This is a genomic window from Verrucomicrobiota bacterium, assembly GCA_016200005.1.
Classification (GTDB): Bacteria; Verrucomicrobiota; Verrucomicrobiia; order Limisphaerales; family PALSA-1396; genus PALSA-1396.
The window spans coordinates 59330-79960 of the sequence record JACQFP010000048.1 but is presented as its reverse complement, the minus strand read 5'-3'; the positions used below and the strand labels follow the sequence as shown (position 1 = coordinate 79960).

Annotated in this window: 15 protein-coding genes; 10 read left to right on the top strand and 5 right to left on the bottom strand. The window is 56.1% G+C overall.

Annotated features, from left to right (window positions below):
* The gene (locus tag HY298_17690) at positions 1-1419 is read right to left on the bottom strand and encodes an aspartate aminotransferase family protein (protein ID MBI3852094.1); all 1419 of its coding nucleotides are present in this window, start codon (positions 1417-1419) and stop codon (positions 1-3) included.
* Positions 1416-2207, bottom strand: coding sequence for a DeoR/GlpR transcriptional regulator (locus HY298_17685; protein MBI3852093.1), 792 nt, complete (start codon positions 2205-2207; stop codon positions 1416-1418). Before HY298_17685 ends, HY298_17690 begins: the two co-directional genes overlap by 4 nt.
* A 68-nt stretch (positions 2208-2275) precedes the next feature.
* On the opposite strand from HY298_17685, the gene HY298_17680 reads away from it, so the two are divergent.
* Together HY298_17680 and HY298_17675 are read left to right on the top strand one after the other, a co-directional pair.
* Positions 2276-3454, top strand: coding sequence for an amidohydrolase family protein (locus HY298_17680; GenBank protein ID MBI3852092.1), 1179 nt, complete (start codon positions 2276-2278; stop codon positions 3452-3454).
* Entirely contained in the window at positions 3429-4955 is a 1527-nt protein-coding gene (locus HY298_17675; GenBank protein MBI3852091.1) for a hypothetical protein, read from the top strand. Before HY298_17680 ends, HY298_17675 begins: the two co-directional genes overlap by 26 nt.
* Positions 4956-5051: 96 nt before the next feature.
* Here HY298_17675 and HY298_17670 read toward each other — a convergent pair whose 3' ends face one another.
* A complete protein-coding gene (locus tag HY298_17670; protein MBI3852090.1) occupies positions 5052-5558 on the bottom strand; it encodes a hypothetical protein in 507 nt (168 codons plus the stop codon).
* A gap of 392 nt (positions 5559-5950) precedes the next feature.
* On the opposite strand from HY298_17670, the gene HY298_17665 reads away from it, so the two are divergent.
* The 3 genes from HY298_17665 (at position 5951) to HY298_17655 (ending at position 10161) form a co-directional block, all read left to right on the top strand.
* The gene (locus HY298_17665) at positions 5951-8005 is read left to right on the top strand and encodes an alpha-galactosidase (protein ID MBI3852089.1); all 2055 of its coding nucleotides are present in this window, start codon (positions 5951-5953) and stop codon (positions 8003-8005) included.
* Between the two features lie 261 nt (positions 8006-8266).
* Positions 8267-9049, top strand: coding sequence for an aldolase (locus tag HY298_17660; protein ID MBI3852088.1), 783 nt, complete (start codon positions 8267-8269; stop codon positions 9047-9049).
* A gap of 134 nt (positions 9050-9183) precedes the next feature.
* Positions 9184-10161 carry a hypothetical protein gene (locus HY298_17655; protein MBI3852087.1) on the top strand — a complete coding sequence of 326 codons (978 nt, stop codon included), beginning with the start codon at positions 9184-9186 and terminating at the stop codon, positions 10159-10161.
* A 91-nt stretch (positions 10162-10252) separates the two neighbouring features.
* Here HY298_17655 and HY298_17650 read toward each other — a convergent pair whose 3' ends face one another.
* Both HY298_17650 and HY298_17645 read right to left on the bottom strand, forming a co-directional pair.
* Positions 10253-11788, bottom strand: coding sequence for an exo-alpha-sialidase (locus tag HY298_17650; GenBank protein ID MBI3852086.1), 1536 nt, complete (start codon positions 11786-11788; stop codon positions 10253-10255).
* A 173-nt stretch (positions 11789-11961) separates the two neighbouring features.
* A complete protein-coding gene (locus tag HY298_17645) occupies positions 11962-12960 on the bottom strand; it encodes a dihydrodipicolinate synthase family protein (GenBank protein ID MBI3852085.1) in 999 nt (332 codons plus the stop codon).
* A gap of 553 nt (positions 12961-13513) precedes the next feature.
* Between HY298_17645 and HY298_17640 the strand changes: the two genes are divergently transcribed.
* From HY298_17640 to HY298_17620, 5 genes are all read left to right on the top strand, one after another.
* The gene (locus tag HY298_17640) at positions 13514-14311 is read left to right on the top strand and encodes a type II secretion system protein (GenBank protein MBI3852084.1); all 798 of its coding nucleotides are present in this window, start codon (positions 13514-13516) and stop codon (positions 14309-14311) included.
* Positions 14312-14462: 151 nt separating this feature from the next.
* On the top strand, positions 14463-15221 hold the full coding sequence (locus tag HY298_17635) for a type II secretion system protein (GenBank protein MBI3852083.1): 759 nt from the start codon (positions 14463-14465) through the stop codon (positions 15219-15221).
* Between the two features lie 257 nt (positions 15222-15478).
* Positions 15479-17230 (top strand): exo-alpha-sialidase, encoded by a 1752-nt coding sequence (locus HY298_17630; protein ID MBI3852082.1) that lies wholly within the window; start codon positions 15479-15481, stop codon positions 17228-17230.
* A 284-nt stretch (positions 17231-17514) separates the two neighbouring features.
* The gene (locus HY298_17625; GenBank protein MBI3852081.1) at positions 17515-18336 is read left to right on the top strand and encodes a prepilin-type N-terminal cleavage/methylation domain-containing protein; all 822 of its coding nucleotides are present in this window, start codon (positions 17515-17517) and stop codon (positions 18334-18336) included.
* A gap of 116 nt (positions 18337-18452) precedes the next feature.
* Positions 18453-20249 (top strand): hypothetical protein, encoded by a 1797-nt coding sequence (locus HY298_17620; protein MBI3852080.1) that lies wholly within the window; start codon positions 18453-18455, stop codon positions 20247-20249.
* Positions 20250-20631 lie beyond the last annotated feature (382 nt).

The window sequence follows — 20631 nt, the reverse complement described above, 5'->3', positions numbered from 1 at the left end:
TTAACCTAGTTCTTTTTCAACCTCGGCGATGGATTCTTCGATGATATCCATGGCCTTGTGGGCAACTTCCTCGGGCATCACGATCGGCGGACTCATCCGCAAAATGTGGCCGGCTGGAATCCAGGCCAGGCCTTTTGCGAAGGCGCGTTGATAGACCCGCTTGCCCGCTTCATCGAATGGTTGCTTGGTTTGCTTGTCCTTCACCAATTCGACACCCATCAAGCAACCTTTGACGCGCGTGTCGCCGACGATGGCAAATTTCTTTTTCCACGCATTCATACGTTTGGCGAACAGATTGCCGAGTTCTGTAGCATGTTCGAGCAAACCTTCCTCCTCAATCACCTCGGTGGACGCGAGGGCGGCGGCGCAGGCCATCGGGTTGCCGCCGTAGCTGCTGCTGGCGCTGATCGCCTCGAATTTTTCCTTGAACGGCTCGCGCACGGCGACACAAGTGACAGGGAAACCGTTGCCGAACCCTTTTCCGATCGAGACGACGTCGGGCACAACGCCCCAATGTTCCAGGCAGAGCCACTTTCCCGTGCGTCCCCAACTCGTAAGGACTTCGTCAGCCATGAGCAGAATCTTCCGTTCATCACACAGCTTGCGCAGCTTGGGAAAGAAATCGTCCGGCGGCATCACCGAACCGCCCCAACCCTGGATCGGTTCGAGCACAAAGCCCGCGACGGCGTTCACGGTGGCACGGTCGAGGTACTCGACGTAGAACTCAATGTACTTGTCCGTGTCGATCGTGCCGTCTGCTTTCGTCCAGTGTGGACGATAGGTGTTGGGCCGCGGCAACAAGTGCATTCCCGGCGCCCGCGTTGCACCGTACACGGGCGAACGGATCTCCGCCAGCGACACCGCGCCGTAGGTCTTGCCGTGGAAATCGTAGAAGCACGACAACAACTCGTGTTTGCCGGTGACCGCGCGCAACACACGCATCCCCGCCTCGACTGCCGCGGTCCCGCAATCGTAAAACTGGAAGCCGTTCAGGTCACCGGGCAACACCTCTGCAAGCTTCTCACACAACAAGGTCTTGATCGGCGTGGTGAAATCGTGGCAGTTCATCAACTGGGCCGAGTACTTCTGCACTGCTTCGGTGATTTTCGGGTGGCAGTGCCCGAGCGTGGTGACGTAGATGCCAGAACTGAAATCAATGTACTGATTTCCGTCCACGTCACGGAGTGTGCACCCCTGGCCGGACTCAAATGCGACCGGGAACAGTTTCACCTGGCCGCTCAGACCTTTGAAGTGTTTTGTGCAACGCGAGTGCCACTCGTTGGACTTCGGCCCGGGCAGCGTCTTAGTTACGATCTTCGGATATTCGCGCAAGTCCACGGGGTAGCGTGACGGATTGTATCGGCCCGGCTTGGTCGCGGATTTCTTCTGACGGGATGGTGTGAGGATGGCGGTGGTCATTTTGAATTTGCTGAAGGTGTGGCTGCAAACACCATCTCTGCGCCCGTTCGTCTGAGGATCGCCCGGTCTTTGCGGTTCACTTCATTATCTGTGATCATCGTTACGCCCGGGCCAAGCCGGCCGGCTACGGCGAGGCCGCGTTTGCCGAACTTGGAACTGTCCATGACGACGATCACACGGTTGGCCTGCTTCTGGGCGGCGCGTGACAACAAGGCCGTGCGCGCGTCCGCGCCGTAAAACTCACCTCGGCCGATGTCGAGCGCATCGCCTCCGACGATCGCGACGTCGAGGCGATACTGTTGTATTTGAGCGAGCGCCATCTCGCCCGCGAGGTCGGGGTTCTTGTGGGCCATGACGCCACCGTAAACCGTGATCGTTATACCGGTACGGCCGAAAAGCTCCATTGCGATTCGCAGGTTGTTCGTGAACACCTGCAAGGCGAGGTCCGGCGGGAGCGTGCGGGCAACCTGTAATGCAGTCGTGCCCGTGTCCAGATAGACCGTCTCGTCGCGCTTGAGGCGCCGGATGGCCTCGCCTGCGATGGCAGTTTTGTGCTCCTGGCGGAGACGTTGCTTTACCGGGAACGAAAGCTCGGCAACAAATGGCGAGTGCAATACACAGCCGCCGTGCGTGCGGGTCAGCAACCCCGCCTTTTCCAGCGCGATGAGATCGCGGCGGATGGTCATGGCGGCGACGTCCATTTGCTCGACCAGGCGCGTGACGCTCAACCTCCCCTGGGTGGTCAGGAGGGTTCGAATCTTTTCCTGTCGTTCACTTAAGTCCAACATTGAGCTTGCACGATTTGTGCGAAACGAACATTATGCATGTGCGAAACGATTGACAAGCAGAATTTGATATGGCCGCGCAACTCATCACCAACGTCCGCATTGTCGAACCTGGCACGCGCATTTACCCGGGCCAGCTTCTCATTCATGAAAGGGGGATTGCGGCCGTTGGCCCCACGATCGCCGAGTCCCCGCCTGACACGACCGTGGTGGATGGTCACGGTGGCTGGCTCACGCCGGGACTGATCGACGTGCATACGCATGGCATCATGCAGTACGTTTACGAGACGGGGGAAGCGGCCCTGCACGGTGCGGGCGCGGTGCTGGGGCGGTTCGGTGTCACGGCTGTGGTGCCAACGGTGGTGCCGCAAATCGGACGAGGCTTTCTTGAAAAGTTGGAGCAAATTTCCAATGCAGTTCCTTCGGCGCGCGGAGTGCGGATCGTTGGATTGCATCTGGAAGGCCCGTTCGTGGCCATCACGGGCGCGGCCTGTGCCACGGTCAACGGAGACATCGGATTGTTGGTGGAAATGGTTGCCGCATGCCGCGGGCGGTTGAAAGTAATGTCGGTCAGCCCCGAAACTCCGAACATCCTACCCATCATCCGGCGACTGCGGGAACAGAACATCCGCGTCTTTCTCACGCATACGCGCGCGACGCCCGAGCAAACGCTCGCGGCCATTGACGCGGGCGCGACACACGCGACACATTTCTACGACGTGTTTCCGGTGCCGCCCGAAACCGATCCGGGAGTGCGTCCCGTGGGAGTGGTGGAAACCGTGCTGGCTGACCGGCGTGTGACTGTGGATTTCATCGCGGATGGAGTTCATGTTCATCCAATGGCCATCCGGGCGGCAGTGGCGGCGAAGGGATTCCAGGGTGTTACGCTGATCTCAGACTCGAACGTCGGGGCCGGGTTGCCGCCCGGCGTTTACGATACGCCGTGGGGCTACCCCGTCCGCGTCCGTGACGGCGACGGAGCACGCCATGCGGAGAAGAATTTTCTGGCGGGCAGCGCGTTGACGATGGATCGCGGAATTGCGAACTTGTTGCGCTGGCTCGATCTGCCAGCCGAACAGGTCTGGGCGATGGGCACGGCAAATCCTGCCCGATTACTCGGCCTGGAGACCCAAGGCACGCTGGAAGTCGGCACGGCTGCGGACTTGGTGTTGTGGAACGCCGATTTAAGGCCCGTCAAAACTTGGATCGATGGAGAATGTGTCTATGAAGGTGAAAAAAACCTTGTTTGAGTTCAGTCCCTCAGAGTTGGTTCCGTTCCGGGTCCGTGCGGTCATCGAGCGTGTCCGCCGCATCAAGAAAGAGCACATCACGAAGCATTCGAACCCTGATTTCAAAATCGCGATCGTCCAAGATTCGGAGATGGAATTCTTATGGTTGGCGGATCTATTTCATCGCATCAAGACCTCCGCGGACGAGCAGCGGCGCCTCGTGATGATCCTGCCGAACCCCTGGCCCGCGTACAGCCGCGTCGCTCACCTGATCAACAAGTTTCAGGTGAATTGCCGTCATCTGTACACGTTCAACATGGACGAGTACGCGAATGAGCATGGCGAGATTGCACCCGAGACTTGGGAGTTCGGCTTCCTGCACTCGTTCAAAAAGCATTTCTACATGAGCATTGATCCGAAGCTGCGACCGCCCGAGAACCAGATCCAAGGCCCGACCACCAGGAACATCAAAGACTATGGTAAAATGATCGCTGACCTGGGTGGCGCCGACATTTGCTATAGCGGGCCGGGCTGGACGGGTCATCTCGCGTTCATCGAGCCGGACGCAGCGGAGTTTGCGGGCAGCCTTGAAGAATGGAAGAAAATGGGTCCGCGGGTTTGCACGCTCAGTCCATTTACGATTGCACAGAACTCACTGCATGGCAGTTTCGGCATGAGCGGAGACCTCGCCGCCGTGCCGCCGAAAGCTGCGACCATTGGTCCCGCCGAGGTGATCGCTGCCAAGCACCGCATCGACATGCACGCCATCACGGTGGACGGTTCGTTCGCCTCCTGGCAACGGTTCATAACGCGGCTGGTGCTCCACGGGCCGGTAACGCCCCGCATCCCCGAATCAATACTGCAGACGGTACGCACGGACGTCTGGGTGACCGAAAGCATCGCCGAAGATATCGAACCGCGTTGGGATAAAGGGTACTTAGCTTGTGATTCAAAGCGAAGGCAGGCCAGAGCCAGCGTAATAACCCTGCGTTACAAACAACCCGCCAAGTGTCCCTCAGGCCGGGCGAAGGCGCACGTCGGGTTCAACTTCAAGGTTTTGAGCAGTCGGCTTTTGAGGATTTATCTTCGGGGTCGTTGGCTCGCTTGTAAGTATCCATCGGCTTACCAGGAAGTTTCCAATCTGGCCTCAACCGGACGTCCTCATGTCCCGCGAGCTGCCCCGGTGCCGAAGCGCTTGTCAGGTCAGCTTCTTTGCGGATCTCCCACCAACACTGACCCCGGTGATTATGCTGGTGGTCCACAACGAATTTGCCACGCTTCAACAGCGGCCCGATCCAGCCCATGCAATGATCGCAATAATCGTGGTACTGTTCGAGCTTGTTGCGGATCAGAAAACCTTTGGAAGGGCACTCATGCATATCAATGCGAAAGACATTTCCGGCGGACGTGGTGTGATAACCAGCGGCTTCCTCCTGGAGTGTGTGTCGCCAATACTCCTTCATGCCTTCAAAGCCTTTTTGCAAAATCAATTCTGCAGCATGAGTCTGAGAATCCTGATTGATCGCTTCATCCCAAAACTGACGGACCAACGGTTCGCCACCCTCCTTGCGCAACCATTCAAAGGTCCATTCGTAATGACCGCAAAAATCGTAAACCCCTAACATTTCGCCTCCCTGATTTTAGCGAGATCTTGTTTGGGAATCGCCCCGCTTTGCCGAAAGAAGGTTTGTCGGCAACTGCCGTTGCCGCCCTCTACTCGAACGGTAAGACCCGCGGGCGCTGCCGTCGCCTCGCCCAGAAAATAACAGTGTTGACAGAAGCAGGGGACGATTTCCCGCTTGTGTCTTCTCAAATGCGCAATCGCGGGACACGTTCTCACTTCGAGGACCACGGAGTCCTCCGTGCAGGTCACTGCCACCTCCGCACCCGGTTCGGCTCTGAAGAACGCGCGCCAGTACTCCGCCACACCCGAGAGGCCGTGTTGCTTCCAACCCGCTGCAACGGGCGCCATATAGCTTGATCCCAGATCCCTCCAATATTGGCGGAGTTGATCCATACCAAACCGCTTCTGGATGAAACGAAAGGTGGCGTTGATCGCAAAGTAAAAATCTCCTGCACCAACTGGTTTGGCATCGGTATAGGGCAATACGTTGGATTGACTCATGATCTGTTCTTAATAAGCCGCAACCCTAACAGTGGCAATGATGAAGTGGTTTGGATACGTCGCAAATTGGCGAAGGGACGGTGTGTTTCAGTGACGACGCATTCAAGCTGTCGAACAGTCCGGGTTGCAGTTTGCCAGCAATGAAATTGAAGCCGGGCGAATATCAGCCGAACGCTCGATCAGCGAGAGGAAATCCAGTTTGAAGGCGGGCAGACAGCGGCTTGGGACGAATTCCGGCAAAAACACTGATTATTTAGTGAAAACAAGAGGTGTTGAGAGGTGCCGAATGCGACACGTACACAAATCACACTATTCCAAAAATATGGAAATGGACCTTGGGGGCGAGGTGAGGCTCTGCCTCATCGACGCTGCGGGGTGCAAAATGACAACCGATGAATAATGTCATCCGGATTCTTACGCTATTGGGGTTTTCTGCGGGAACGGTTTCGCTTGCCACGAATGACGTTTCCACTGAAGTGTCCCGGGCGGCCAACTGGGTGCAAGAAAAGTTTCGTGGCGACTCGCCCACCCCTCCAATCTCGTTCACCCATGGCGGAGAACCTTCTTCCAAAATATTGAAACTGTGGAAATCAAACCGGGGGTCGCAAGCGTTGGATGAAAATCGCGTTCAACATACGATTACCTTTAAAGATCCAAACTCAGGTTTGGTTCTGCGTAGTGTGGCAGTTGAATACCGGGATTTTCCCGTTGTTGAGTGGACGGTTTACTTTACCAATACGGCTAAGACGAACAGCCCTATTCTACAGGACATCCAAGCGCTAGACGTGGGTTTTGAGGACCTTGGCGGAGGAGATATGACTCTCCACCATTTTAAGGGCAGCCCGGCGGAGGTGGATGATTACCGCCCGCGAGCAACTCGATTGTCTTTGAAGTCTAGAGTGCGGATCACCGCGGCGGGTGGGCGTCCATCGGGTAGTGACCTGCCTTATTTCAACGTCGCTGGATCAGAATCGGGAGTCATCCTCGCAGTGGGATGGCCCGGTCAGTGGGCGGCACAATTCTCCCGTGAAGAAAAGGGACTTCGTATTTGGGCCGGGCAGGAGTTGACCCATTTCTACTTGCAACCTGGAGAGCAGATTCGCGGCCCCCTTGTTGCCCTGCAGTTTTGGCGAGGGGATTGGCTGAACGCACAGAACGCTTGGCGTCGCTGGATGATCGCGCACAATCTCCCACGCCCCGGTGGCAAACTTCCGGCACCGCAATTGGCGGGATGCAGTTCTCAGCAATTTGGGGAAATGATAAATGCCAACGAAGGCAACCAAAAGCTGTTCATCGATCGCTATCTGGAAGAAGGATTAAAAATCGATTATTGGTGGATGGATGCGGGGTGGTACAAGAATGACGGCACGTGGTTGAACACCGGGACCTGGGAGGTGGACAAAAAGCGTTTCCCAAATGGTTTGCGCGCCATCACCGACCATGCGCATGCGAAAGGCATCAAGAACATTGTATGGTTCGAACCGGAGCGCGTGACGGAAGGAACGTGGCTTTTCGAAAACCATCCGGAGTGGCTGTTAACACCTCCGACCTTTACGGGCGCCAAGGAATATATTATGCATAAGCGGCTGTTGAACTTGGGTAATCCCGAGGCACTTCATTGGCTGATCGAACATATCGATCAAATCATTAAGCATGAGGGAATTGACCTCTATCGACAGGACCTAAACACCGATCTGGATTATTTCTGGCACCACAACGACGCGCCAGATCGCCAGGGCATTACAGAAAATCATTACGTGACCGGCTACTTGGCGTACTGGGATGAATTGCGCCGCCGACATCCCAATATGTTGATCGACTCCTGCGCCAGCGGAGGAAGACGAAACGACCTTGAAACACTCAGGCGGGCAGTGCCTTTGCTTCGAAGCGATTATGTTTTCGAACCCATCGGGGAACAGTGTCATACTTACGGTATTTCCTTTTGGTTCCCCTATCACGGGACAGGGACGCTGATTGGCCCATCTAAGCTAGCCAATATCCCTGACGATAAAGTCGATCCGTATGTATTTCGCAGTGACATGGCAGCAAGTGTTACCGCCTGTTGGGACGTCCGGCGCAAGGACCTCGACTACGCAAGACTCAGGAAGTTGACCAGGGAGCTGCGGCAGGTTGGGCCCTGCTACCTTGGCGATTATTATCCTCTTACTCCTTACAGCACGTCGAATGATGTCTGGATGGCATGGCAATTTGATCGACCGGATCGGAATCAAGGAATGATTCAAGTCTTCCGAAGGGGTGAAAGCTCTTACGAGTCAGCCCGATTCAAATTGCACGGACTCCAACCGGACCGTAAATATTCCTTCACGGATTTCGATAATGCCGGCCAGACCGAAACGACGGGTCGAGAGTTGATGGATGGCGGCCTCAAAGTGCAAATCAACGATCAGCCCGGAGCCGTGGTAATAATGTACAAAAAAATCGATTGAGGAAACAAACGGATTAATTCAAAAGTCTGAGCCATTTCAATTCAGTTTTTCGATCCTTCATGAGAGTCTCTCCACGAGATTACTCAAGACATTGGATGAAAAGTAGGTCGCCTTAGCTTAGCGCGGCAAGGTTAGAAGCACGACTTTTGCGGCACAAGGATCGTCGCTGAAAAGGAATGAAAATGGCGTAAGATTTCACAAATAACGGTAGTATGGCTTGTTGTCCTCTGTAGAATCCTCCTCTATGAATATGAGACACGCATGAGAACTTCAAAAGTCCTTCAAAAACTCCGCAAAGGTCAGGTCGCGCGTATTTGCGTCACCGGCAACTCCATTTCTTATTTCCCGCACATGGCTGCAAGCTTCGGCTATGACGGTGTTTGGGTGGACGGCGAACACCGCAACTGGAACCCGCGTGAAATCGAAACGATGATCGTGCAGCATCACCTGGCGGATATTGACTGCCTTTGGCGCACACCAACGCTGGAGAAATCGGGTCTGGCACGCCTGCTTGAAGACGGCGCCACCGCGTTGATGATTCCGCAGGTGAACACTGCGGATCGTGCGCGCCAACTGGTGACGGCATCCAAATTTCCCCCGCTCGGCGACCGGGGCATCGACGGTGCCGGCATGGATGGAGGATTTTGGGTGAACAAACCAGACGACTATCCCCACCGTGCGAACCGCGAGACATTCCTGATCGTGCAGATCGAAACACCCCTCGCGGTGCAAAACGCTGAAGCCATTGCGGCTGTCGAAGGCGTGGATGTTGTCTTCGTCGGACCTAGTGATCTCTCGTTGAGACTCGGCTGCAAGGGCTCGCTGCAAGAGCCCAAGCTGCGAACCGCATTGGAGACGACGATTAAAGCGTGTCAGAAACACAACAAGCCGTGGGGCTATCCTGTCGGCACGATTGAAGACGCAAAAATCGTCGTGGACATGGGTTGTAAGTTTCTTGTGCTCGGCAGTGAGTTCTGGGCTATTCACAACGACCTGAAAAAAAGCGGTGCGCAACTCGACGGATTGCTGGGCACCGATGGGTAATCATGTCAGGCAGACAAAACGGCAGTCCGAAACCAGCGCAAAGCCGGTCGGCAGCGCGACTTTTACTATTGCGACGAACGGACAGTTCGTTTTGTGATGTAATGTTTCGACTGGTGTGCCGGTGAATGGTGACGATGAAAAGTGAACTCTGGTTGCCAGTCTCATTGATGATCGCGAGCAATGCTTTTGCAGGATGGGAACAACTGCCACCGCTTCCCACCCCCAACGGCGGCTTTGCCTGCGGCGTGGTTGATCGGAAAATCATCGTTGTTGGCGGCACGAATTGGAAGGAGGGCACGAAACATTGGCTCGACGTTATCTGTTTTTTTGATCTCGCGTCACAAAAATGGGAGTTGAAGGGCCGACTGCCGCATCCGCTGGCCTACGCTGTGACGGCTGAGTGGAACGACGAACTCATCATCGCCGGAGGCACGGATGGCGCTCAGCCGCGCAAGGAGGTGTGGCGCATAAAACCTTCCTTGGAACTTAAACGGATCGGCGAATTAAAAGATGATGCCGTGGTGGCTGTAGGGGGTATGGTTGGCAAGGATCTGTTCATCTTCGGCGGCTGCCTCGACGCCTCGAAACTCACCGGTTTTCACAGAAGCGGAGTGCGGCTGAATCTCGATCGCGGCAACATTTCAGCCTTGCAACCTCCGGGAAGCGTCGCCTTTGGTCTGGCGGCAAGCGCGGTCGTGGGTCGTGAATTGTTTGTTTTCGGCGGGGTAACGCCGGATCCGGTCAACGAGATTGCCAATCTCAGTGCTGCTTGGGCCTTCGAGGCCGGAAAAGACAAATGGCGCGGTTTGCACCCTTATCCCATCGCCGTGCGCGGCGTATCCGCGGTCAAGCTGGATAAACATCGAATTCTTATTGCCGGCGGCTATGGCGGTCAACCGGAAGGCTTCACCGCAGCGGCGTTCATCTACGACACGGAGCGGGATGCTTACACAAAGACGATAGATTTGCCGATTGCCGCGCTGGTTGGCCTGGTACGCGCGGGTGATTCTGTTTACTCCCTCGGTGGCGAGGACAGGGGCGGACACCGCTCCGATGCGTGCTTTAGTGTAAAGGTGGCTGAGTTACTGAAAGCGTCGAACGCAATACGTTGAGCGGATTTAACAGCTGTTCCGATAGTAGAGGAAGTCGAGTCGAGACCTGCTGCAAGTTACAAAATTGATTTGATCCGGCGCGGGCTGCCTCTCATTCCGGTGTGACGTTCACATCGATCGCATCGACCATCAGCCCGGCGGGGTCGGTCGTCTCCGCCGTTGAGATGAGCCGTAGATAGTTTGCACCCAAACTCTCCCGACCCTGTGGAAGGACGGCGATCTGGCGGCCATCGACAGAAGCCAGACACCGTCGCTTGCCCATGTCCCACTTCAACTCCAACGTGTGCCAGCGGTTGGGCGTCAGTTTTCCCTTCCCGATGGTGCCCGCAGGACTGATGGCAAGATTGTAGAGATTAAAAAACTCATCCAGATCGTCGAAGGGGACCGAAAAATGGTCAGTGACGCCGATGCGCGCTCCTGCAAAACCTGGTCTCAGCAAGATGTGCAGGCGCAATCGCCCTTTTGGGCCAGATGGAAAATTCCAGACTGCTCCCGCGGGCCAATGAGGATCCGTCTTTCGAAGCGACAGCACGCGCGCGCCTGACTTGTCCGGATGTGGCGCGAGTTCAACCCCCTTGACGCCGAAGACCGACCACTCCTCCAATCCGTTTGCGAAATTCTCCTTCTGCGAGGTTTCGTAGAACCACGCCGGGTCAACGAACAAGTTGTAGTTCGTGGGCAGTCCAGTCGAGGTGATGATCTTGCCGTCGTTGATCGCGCAGGGTATGGGGTAGGTCGCCCCGTGATCGCCACGCGGAGGGGGCGGCTCGTGACGCCGGGGGTTTCGCGCCACTTCGCGGAATCCGCGCCAGGTCTTTCCGTCGTCCGACGAAATTGCACCGTGCATCACATGCCGTCCGCCATACGCATACGGAAACCGCAGGCAATTGTTCCAGAACATCACGATCCGATCATCGTCGAGCCGCACCAAACCCGCCGGAGAATCCGAGGATAAGATGCGCGTCGGTCGCGGTTTGGACCAGGTGATTCCATCGTCGGACAGCGATTCGTAAAAGCGCCCGTGCTGCGTGCGGAGCAGCATCCAGACTTGACCGTTCTTGCGTTCCACGACCACCGGCTCGATCGCCCCCTCGGTGGAAAGATCGGGGGCCGTGACCTTCAGGTGAGAAGGTGATTGTTGCCACGTGTCTCCGTGATCGTTTGAGTAAAGAAGCGCACAGTTGAACCTGCCCATGTAAGTGAAAGCGTCGAACCCTTCCCCACGGTCAGCCCAGCTCCGTTTTGTCATGTAGGAAAAGGGCAGAAGAATGCGACCATTTCGCATCTGGATGACGCAATTGAGCGCGCCGGTGTAGCCCTCCCAGATCCGCCGTGGCGCACGCCAACTTGTTCGTCCAGTGCTGGATTTGGTGTGCCAGATGTCGATATCCAGACCAGACGGCAACTTATTGCGAGCTTTGAGGAAAAAGATATGCAGCTCGCCGTTCTGATCTACCAGCGGCTCCGGGCTGCCCCAAGCGCTCTCATCTTTCGGCAGTGGCATGAGCGACTGAATATCCCCCCACGTTTGACCGTTGTCGGTGGAGTAGCGCGCCACCAGTTCTGGCGTGCCACCCGCGTCCCGCGTGAAAACAGCTATCAATTTCCCGTCGGGCAATTTCGCCACCCGTGACACTTCTTTCAGATGTGAAACAAATGTCGGTGTTGTGGCCGCTTGCTGAGCAGAGTTTCCTCGGCTAAATGCCGAAATTGGCCCAGCGGCGACAGTAAAAAGAAAAATGGTTGCGAGAAGTCGAGCTGAGTCGTTGGTGAATCGCATAAAAACTCTTGTAGGTCAGTCTAGCGCTTAACTGGCTTCAAGCCCAGGCGTTCACAAAGCGCGGCCACACGTTGCATGTCCTCGTCCGTGCAACTGTCCTCAGGTGGACGCACATATCGCTTCGCCACGCCGAAATGTTCCAGCAAGCCGTGCCAGTAAGCGTGGAAACCGCGCGGGCCGGCACCGCAAAAGTCGAATACCGGCTTCTCGTAGCGCTCGACGATGGCGCGCGCCGTTTCCAGGTCATTCTTCTGGATCGCTTGATAGAACCGAACGGCGATCTCCGGCGCGAAGGTGATGAAGAAACTGAAGTAGGCTGGCGAACCGTAGGGTTGGCCCACGAGATACCGTCGCTTCTGACCGCCGCAGAAGATGGCGAGCCGCTGCCCGAACTTCTTCACGATCTCGACGTAGTACTCCTCGCTGCCATCCTCTTTCATGCTCACCACGGACGGTATCTGAACGAATCTTTCGATCAGCGCGGGCTTTGGGTCGCCTTGTAGCACGATGGCGATCTTTGTGGCCGCGGCGATTTTGCGGAAATGTTCCACGTAGCCCTCGTCCGATCCGCCGGGCGGCAACAGCACCTGCACAGCGTCAGCACCCACCGATTCGGCATAGCGAGCATAGTCCACCGCCTGCCCAGTCCACCACGGACCCGTCGCGGCGATGACAATCCCGCGTCCGCCGACCGCCTCGATGAACACACGCGTCAACTTCTTTACTTCATCGTAACTAAGAACGCTGTACTGGCTGTTCCCAGCCGTCAGTTCGTAAACGCCGATGCCGTTTGCCAGTCCCAACTTAACCAGGTTGCGAACGCCGGCATAATCCACCTTGAAATCGGCGGTGAAGGGTGTCGGCAGCGTCAGAATGGGTCCGCGAATGCGCGCCTTAACTTCCTGCGGGGACAGGCGAGAACGCGAGTTTGCGAACGCCCAAAGCGGGTGCGTGCCGAGCACGAATCCTAAGCCACCCACAGTTTTCAGAAAACTACGGCGTGTGTTTTGAATTATCATAAAAATAAAAGCATTCCGGACTGCGGCTTATGTCGGCTCTGTGCGGGCAGGGATTGTGAGGTGGTAATTCTTGCGGGCTTTTTTTTCATATAGCTCAATGCAAAGTGTTGGGAGATTTGCATTTTTGTTCATCTCTCAGCAAAGGCTGGCGATCAAAATGTATTTTCGTTGTTGGTAATGGTGTGTTTTTTTTATATTTGCTCCCGACATTCTTGAAGACCACTCTTTTTCGTCGAATAATCCGCGCTTTTTCAAAAAGCCGCTTCGGAGATGTTTACTCAGCCTCACACTGAAGCAAACTGCCTCCACTTCTCGGTTCTGCATGAGCACCTTTCAAAATGCGAATCAATTCCAAGAGCCACGTTGATCAACAACCGGATGGGAAACGGGAATCGAGTGTTGAACGACTACAAATACTTTGTCTAAAACGGTGATTTTATTTGTAAAAACGGTGGTTTTATTTACCGGGATGGTGAAGCTTCCTGTCAGAAATTGACACCTCGCCGGGAAGCCATCTGGTGGGGGTACTGTTTGTGGAGAAACGGCAGATCGAATGAACGCAAATTATAGAAGTAGAATTTTGGGGTTGCCAGGCGGTGTGCATTTGTTCGTCAAACCTACCGCGCGTGTCGTTGCCTTTACCTTGATTGAACTACTTGTCGTGATTGCGATCATCGCGATCCTGGCGGGCTTGTTGTTGCCGGCGCTGGCCAAAGCGAAGCAAAAGGCCGTGGCAACAAAGTGCCTCAGCAATATGAAGCAGATCAGCCTTGCCTACGTTCTGTATGCGGATGATAACAATGACAAACTGGTGCCGTACGTCATAATCGGCGTGCCCGCTCCTACAAACGCTATCGTCCCAACGGCTGATATTTCGTGGCCGGATTCAGTCCGGCCCTATGCTCCGGCCAAGAATCTTTATGATTGTCCAAGCCTCAAGCAGGGTTTAGGCATTGGTTTGAACGTGATGCTGAGTGGCGCGTTTTGGATGAGTCCGTTAGGCTATGTCAAGTCCACCGACATCGTCCACCCTTCGGAGACCGTTGCTCTGGCGGACGTCATCCTGGTTGGCAATCCAAACGCCAAGTCTCCAGACGATTGGGTGGCCAATCCGACGGCTGCCGATGTACGCCGAGAGTACAACTTCTGGGTGCCTTTTACTGACTTTGGATGGAACTCCGGCTATGATTCGGTTCGCCCGATCAATCGCCACTTGAGACGCTGCGTTACGGGTTGGGTGGATGGTCACGGAGAGTCCGTTAAAGTCAGCACCATTGGATTTCAGTACTGGGCACAAGGATCGAGCAGTCTGGACAGCCCCGATCCGCGCTGGAAATGGGACTTGAGATGAGCAGGAAACAAAAGTTTAAGAGACTAGAAACTTTACAAGACGGAAATTGACACCTCGCCTGGAAGCCAGCTCGTGGGGCATTGTTCGTGGAGAAACAGCAGATTGAATGAATGCAAATCACAAAAGCAGAATTGCGGGTGAGCCGGGCCGCATGCATCCGTTCGTCAAACAATCCGTGCGTGTCGTTGCCTTTACCTTGATTGAATTACTCGTGGTGATCGCGATTATCGCTATCCTGGCAGGATTGTTGTTGCCGGCGTTGGGCCGGGCGAAACAAAAGGCCCTGGCGGTAAAGTGCCTGAGCAACATGAGGCAAATCGGGATTGGCTACGTAATGTACGCCGACGATAACAATAACAACCTCGTACCGTTAATTCTATTAGGCGTGAAACCTCCGCCGGGGAATATCATTATTGACGATGGAGGGGTCAACACCTATTGGCCCGATTTAATCCGGCTCTACAACCCGGCCACAAACGTTTATAATTGCCCAATTCTCAAGCAACGCCTTGGCATTGGTTTGAGCCTGCTGCTGAGTGCCTGGGCGAATCTCTCGGAGCCAGTTAAATCCACCTCCGTCCGCAACCCGGCGGAGACTCTCGTGCTGGCGGACGTCAGCTTGGTTAGCAATCCCAATGCGAAAACACCAGACCAATGGGTGGCCAATCCGATGTCGGGTGACAACGTACGCCCAGAGTGGAACTTCCGAACCCCGGATGAAGGAGAGGCCTGGTCAGGCGCTGCCGATAGCGTTCGCCCGATCAACCGCCACCTGGGTCGGTGCGTTACGGGTTGGGTGGACGGTCACGGCGAAGCCGTCAAAGTCAGCACCATTGGATTTCAGTACTGGATACAAGGCACGAGCAGTTTGGATAACCCCGATTCGCGCTGGAAATGGGATCTCAGATAAGTAGGGAACAGAAGTTGAAGAAACCAAAACCTTTGCATCGAGAATACTACACCCGGTTTCTGTGAGACGCCGAGGCCCTGCTCAAAAAGCACGGCAAGCGGATGATGGCGGACATCATGCCCTCCAATAACAGCAATTCGACCCATTCCCAGTTTCTCAATATCCAATTGGATTGGGAGCAATGGTTTAGTTTCTCCGACCGATGCCGCTGACCGCGACGCGGATGACCTCGGACCTGGAATCAAAATACGATGACAATGCCACCTCCTCCCAATTGTGAAAACTTCGGACAAGACGAATTCGTGATGAACAACACCGGTTCTACACTGATTGCACGCCTCGTCGTGCTTGCAATCATCACGATCCTGGCGGCAATGCTCCTACCCGCGTTGGCGGAGCCGGCAACCGGGGTCGAGGCGGTTCGGGCCGACGGCAAGATGGGCTGGGCTACCGCGCTGCCCGATGGCCGGCTGATGGCTTGGCACACCGAGGGCAAGGTCGAAGGCGACGACCCGCAGGTTCTCGCCAACCCCGACATCCCCCAGAAGGCGTTCGCCCGCTACTCCTTCGACAATGGGCGCACCTGGACCGGGCTGCAACTTCTGTTCGAGTTCCCCAAGGAGAAGGGGGCCTACTTGGGGCAGATGCCGTTCTGCGACCGGAACGGGACCATCCACCTTTTCGGTCTCCACTTTTTCGGCTACGATCTGAAAAACTTTGGGAACTGGGATGCCTACAAGTCCTATGCCTTTCACGTGATGTCCACCGATGGCGGCAAGACCTGGTCGGCCCCGCAGCACTGCGACTTCGGCTACCAGTATACCGGCGCGGTGAACTCCGTGATTCAGCTTAGAAGCGGGCGCATCCTACTTCCGGTTAGCTACTACTCGCACCGCAAGACCGGGCGCTTTGTGAGCAACCTGTCGCTGTCCGATGATGGCGGCAGAACCTGGCGGCCGTCGCGTGGGGAGTGCGTGGTGGACACCGGCGGCGGCGCGCTGGAGTCGGGGGCCTGCGAGCCGGTGGTGATCGAGTTGAGCGACGGGCGGGTATGGATGCTGATCCGTACGCAAGCAGGGCACCAATACGAAGCCTTCTCGCGCGATGACGGCGATACCTGGACCGAGCCGGTGCCCTCGCGGTTCGTATCTTCCAACGCTCCCGGCGGCTTCCTTCGCCTGCGCGATGGGCGGATCGTTCTCGCTTGGAACAACTGCATGGGTCCGACGGCCGTCAACTACGACCGCCAGGTGCTGACTGCGGCCATCAGCCGTGATGATGGCAAAACCTGGCGCGGCTATCGCGAGATCGCGCGCATTGCGCCCGGAGGCAGCCAGGTCACCTATCCCTACCTCACGCAGGCGGCCGACGGCGCCATCGTGGTCAGCTATGCCGACAGCGAGTGGAAAGGCCGTTGGTTGCGGGTGCGCCCCGACTGGCTGCAAGAGAACAGACTGAGCGAGACGTTCAGAGATAAGCTGAGCAACTGGGTCACTCTCGGCACGGAGGGCGTCACGACGATCCCTCATCCCGAGCGCGCGGGGGCGCAGGTTCTATCGCTGCGCAAGCCGAGCGCGGACAAGCCCGCCGGCGCATCTCTCAACTTTCCGTTCGGCGCGAAGGGCGACGTTGCGCTCAAGCTGCGCCTGCAACCGGGTTTCGAGGGGTGCGGCATCTGCCTGACCGACTTCTTCTCCCTTCCCGGCCGCGCCGAACCCGGCCGGTTTGGCGTGCGCATCGAGCCGGACGGCTCCTTGGCCACAGCGACGGCAGCCGGACAGTTTCAGCCGACCGCAGTGCGCCTGTCGTTGGAGAAGTGGCACACGCTCCGGCTGGCCTGGGACTGCAAGGCCGGTGCGTGCCGCATCTTCCTGGACAGAAAAAGTGTGGGCGAAGCACGGCAACTTTCTCGCGCGCCGGGGGTGTGCTACCTGCGGCTCTGCTCCTTGGCGGGCAAAACCGACCAGGCCGGGATGCAGTTGGAGTCGGTGGAGACTCGTGTCCGGTAAGTGGCACGGCTGCCGAGCTGGGCAGCAAATGGACGCGAGCAAACGGAAATGATGACGGAAGACCGATCTGCCAATCGTGATAGATGCCAGCCCACTTGCGTCAGTCGGTGTGCATTTACGGCTGCTCTCTTGCGGTCTTGAAAACCCGCGCGGCGTGAAAAACGTCGGGTGGAGCGTCAAAAAGCAAATTCAGTTTCTGAAAGGGACCGAAAACAACTTGATTTTCAGCGAAAAACGGTAGTCGCGGTTTTCATACTCTGTACCGTTCTGCGGTATTAGTTCCTATGCAATTAGACAGCAAGCCTGAAGCTACTCGGTGCGGTTTGACTCATGCCGCAGCGGGTGCATCGCCAAACGTCGGGCGGCATCGCCGTTGCCATTGTGGATTTACACTGATCGAACTGCTGGTGGTGATTGCGATCATCGCGATCCTGGCGGGATTGTTGTTGCCGGCGCTGGCCAGGGCGAAACAAAAAGCGATGTCGCTAAAGTGCCTGAGCAACATGAAGCAAATCGGTATTGGCTACGTTCTGTACGCCGACGATAACAATAACATCCTGGTGCCGTATGTAATAAGAGGCGTGCCTGCTCCTCCGGACTCCATTTGTCAAGATGCCAATCCTAATACCTGGTGGCCGGACTTAATCCGGCCTTACGCACCGGCCATAAATCGAGGTCTGGTGACAGACCTTTATAGTTGTCCAATAGTCAAGCAGGGTCTTGGCATTGGTTTGAGCGCGCTGGTGGCCGGCTGGGGGAGTCCATCGGGCTATATTAAGAGTACGGACATCGCACACTCTTCAGAAACCCTTGATCTGGCGGACGTCAGCCTCATTGGCAATCCAAACGCAAAATCGCCGGACGATTGGGTGGCCGATCCCACGCATCATGACAGACAGTATAACTTCCGCACCCCCGATGAAGGAGATGCCTGGTCGGCCGAACCCGTTCGCCCGATCAACCGCCACTTGGGACGCTGCGTTACCGGTTGGGTCGATGGTCACGCGCAGGCCGTCAAAGTCAGCACCATTGGATTTCAGTACTGGATGCAAGGCTCGAGCAGCTTGGACATCCCCGATCCGCGCTGGAAATGGGACCTCAAATGAGAAGGGAATCAGAGTTGAAGCGACTTATTGGTTTCAGGCAAACAACTCGTACAGCGGGAGTTTTCTTGCGCACCATCAAAAAGCAATTTCCAATCAGCCATTTACAATATTGTACCATGCGAAACTCTTTCTGGCGGCTCGCGCCGCTCGTCATGCTGCTCAGTTTATGTTTCACAAATCCGGTTCTGGCGCAAAGCGCACTCGCCAAACCGGCCCAGCCTTGGGCTGGCGCCGCCTTGGATGACTGGAGCAATTCGACCAAGGCGATCGTAATTACAGATCTCTCTCGATGCCAGCCCGGCTCAGCCTTGTCCGGTATGATTCTTAAACGGAAACGCTGGAAGGTCATACCGTATCGCATGACCAATGGCTACGAAGGCAAGATGATCTGGGCGCCGCCGGAAGCCAAAGCGCCCGAGGTTTCACTCGCGCCCGATTTGGAAGGTTGGTACGCCATCTTTGTGGGCCTTTTCAGCACCTCGGAAATCCCCACCACTGCCTGGCTTCGCCTCGACACAGACCCGGCGTCCGTTCCGCGCTTCAATGCACGCACCGATTTTTATGGGAATTCGGTGGAGGTATTCTTCCGCGCCGTCCATTTGCGAAAGGAGAGCCGGCTATTCTTCAGACCGCAAACTACGGGGGAGGTTTCCGCGTGTGGCATCACCCACGTGAAGTTGATTCCATTGACGGAAGCTGAAGTCCGTACCATCGAAGCCGAGCGGAGAAATAGTTCCCATCGAGTCCTGACGGCGACCAGCGACGGTTTCAGCGATATGTTTTATCGAAGTCAGCGAACGCTCTCAGCCCTCTTGTCACAAGTGGAGGTATTCCGGGACACCGACTTTGGAACGCTGATCTTGCAGTCTAGTACGGACAAGGTCGGCTACCCGAGCAAAGTTGGTGTGATGGCTGGATTGCAGACAGAAGTTTTTCCGCGGGTTGGCGACCGCTATTATGTGGAAGCCGTACGTTCGCTGGCTAAACAGAAGATCAACCCTCTCAAGGCATTGACGGATCGCGCCCACGAGATCGGCCTGCAGGTTCACGTGGGGCTCCGGCCAGCGGGTTGGAGCTTCTTCGAACCGTACACGGATTACGTCGAATCGCCGTTCTACAAAGAGCACCCTCAGTGGAGATGCGAGGACCGCGACGGCACGCCCGTGACGAGAATGAGTTGGGCGGTGCCGGAAGTCCGCCGCCACCTCATCGCCGTCCTGCGCGAGGAGGTCCAGTTTGGTGCGGACGGTGCGAACCTCGTCTTCAATCGTGGCTACCCTTTGGTTCTTTACGAACCGCCTGCCCGGCAGCTTTTCCAGGAACAACACGGCGTCGATCCCCGCCAGATTCCCGAGTCCGATCCGCGGATCGGCACCTTTCGTTCGGATGTCGTTACGAAATTCATGCGAGAGGTACGCGCGATGCTCGATCAGGAGCAACAACGTCGGGGCGACCGCCAGCGGCTGGCGTTGAGCGTTCACATCAACGGAACGGCGCAGGACGATCTTACCTACGGAGTGGACCTGCGTCGTCTGGTAGCTGAAAAATTAGTGGATGAAGTTTTCACCGAGCAAGGCTTCGGATGCACTTCAGATAAATTGAACCTGGAATTCCTCCGTGATGTATGCCAGCCGCGGGGCATCCCCTTCAGTCCCACCATTGTCTATCGGGAGCTGGGCTACCCAAATCTCCCCAAATTATATGAGCGGGGAGCGCACGGGGTGACCTTCTGGGACGCCGAAGTCCGGGACATCTTTGAGTGGTGCTGGATGAGTCGTTGCGGGCACCAGGAAGAGACGCGATGGCGCGTCCAAAACCTGGATTTGAAAAAGGCTCCGGTGACTATTTACCGATTCCAGAAGTTGGGGAACCAGATTCGCGACGGGCGCTTCGGACCGTATTGGGGAGGATAATGACTCGGCGCTCTCGAGGACCCGATCAATCGCCATGTGGACCTAACGGAAGAATGCCGAGTCAACAATTTGGGATATCTTGATATCTTGGAATGCGAAACTCTTTCTCGCGGCTCACGTTGCTCGGCACTCTGCTTTGTTCAGGTTTTATAAAGCCACTTTTGGCGCAAAGCGAACTTGCCAAACCGGCCCAGCCTTGGTCTGGCGCTGCTTTAGGGGACTGGAACAATTCGACCAATGCGATAGTAATTACAGATCTCTCCCGATGCCAGCCCTTGAGCGACGAGTAGAAACAAAGCAATCAGGATTAAACGTCATGAAAACCCAAACGGAAGGAGCCGCCATGAATCCAGCCACACCGAAAACCGAACTGCCACCATCA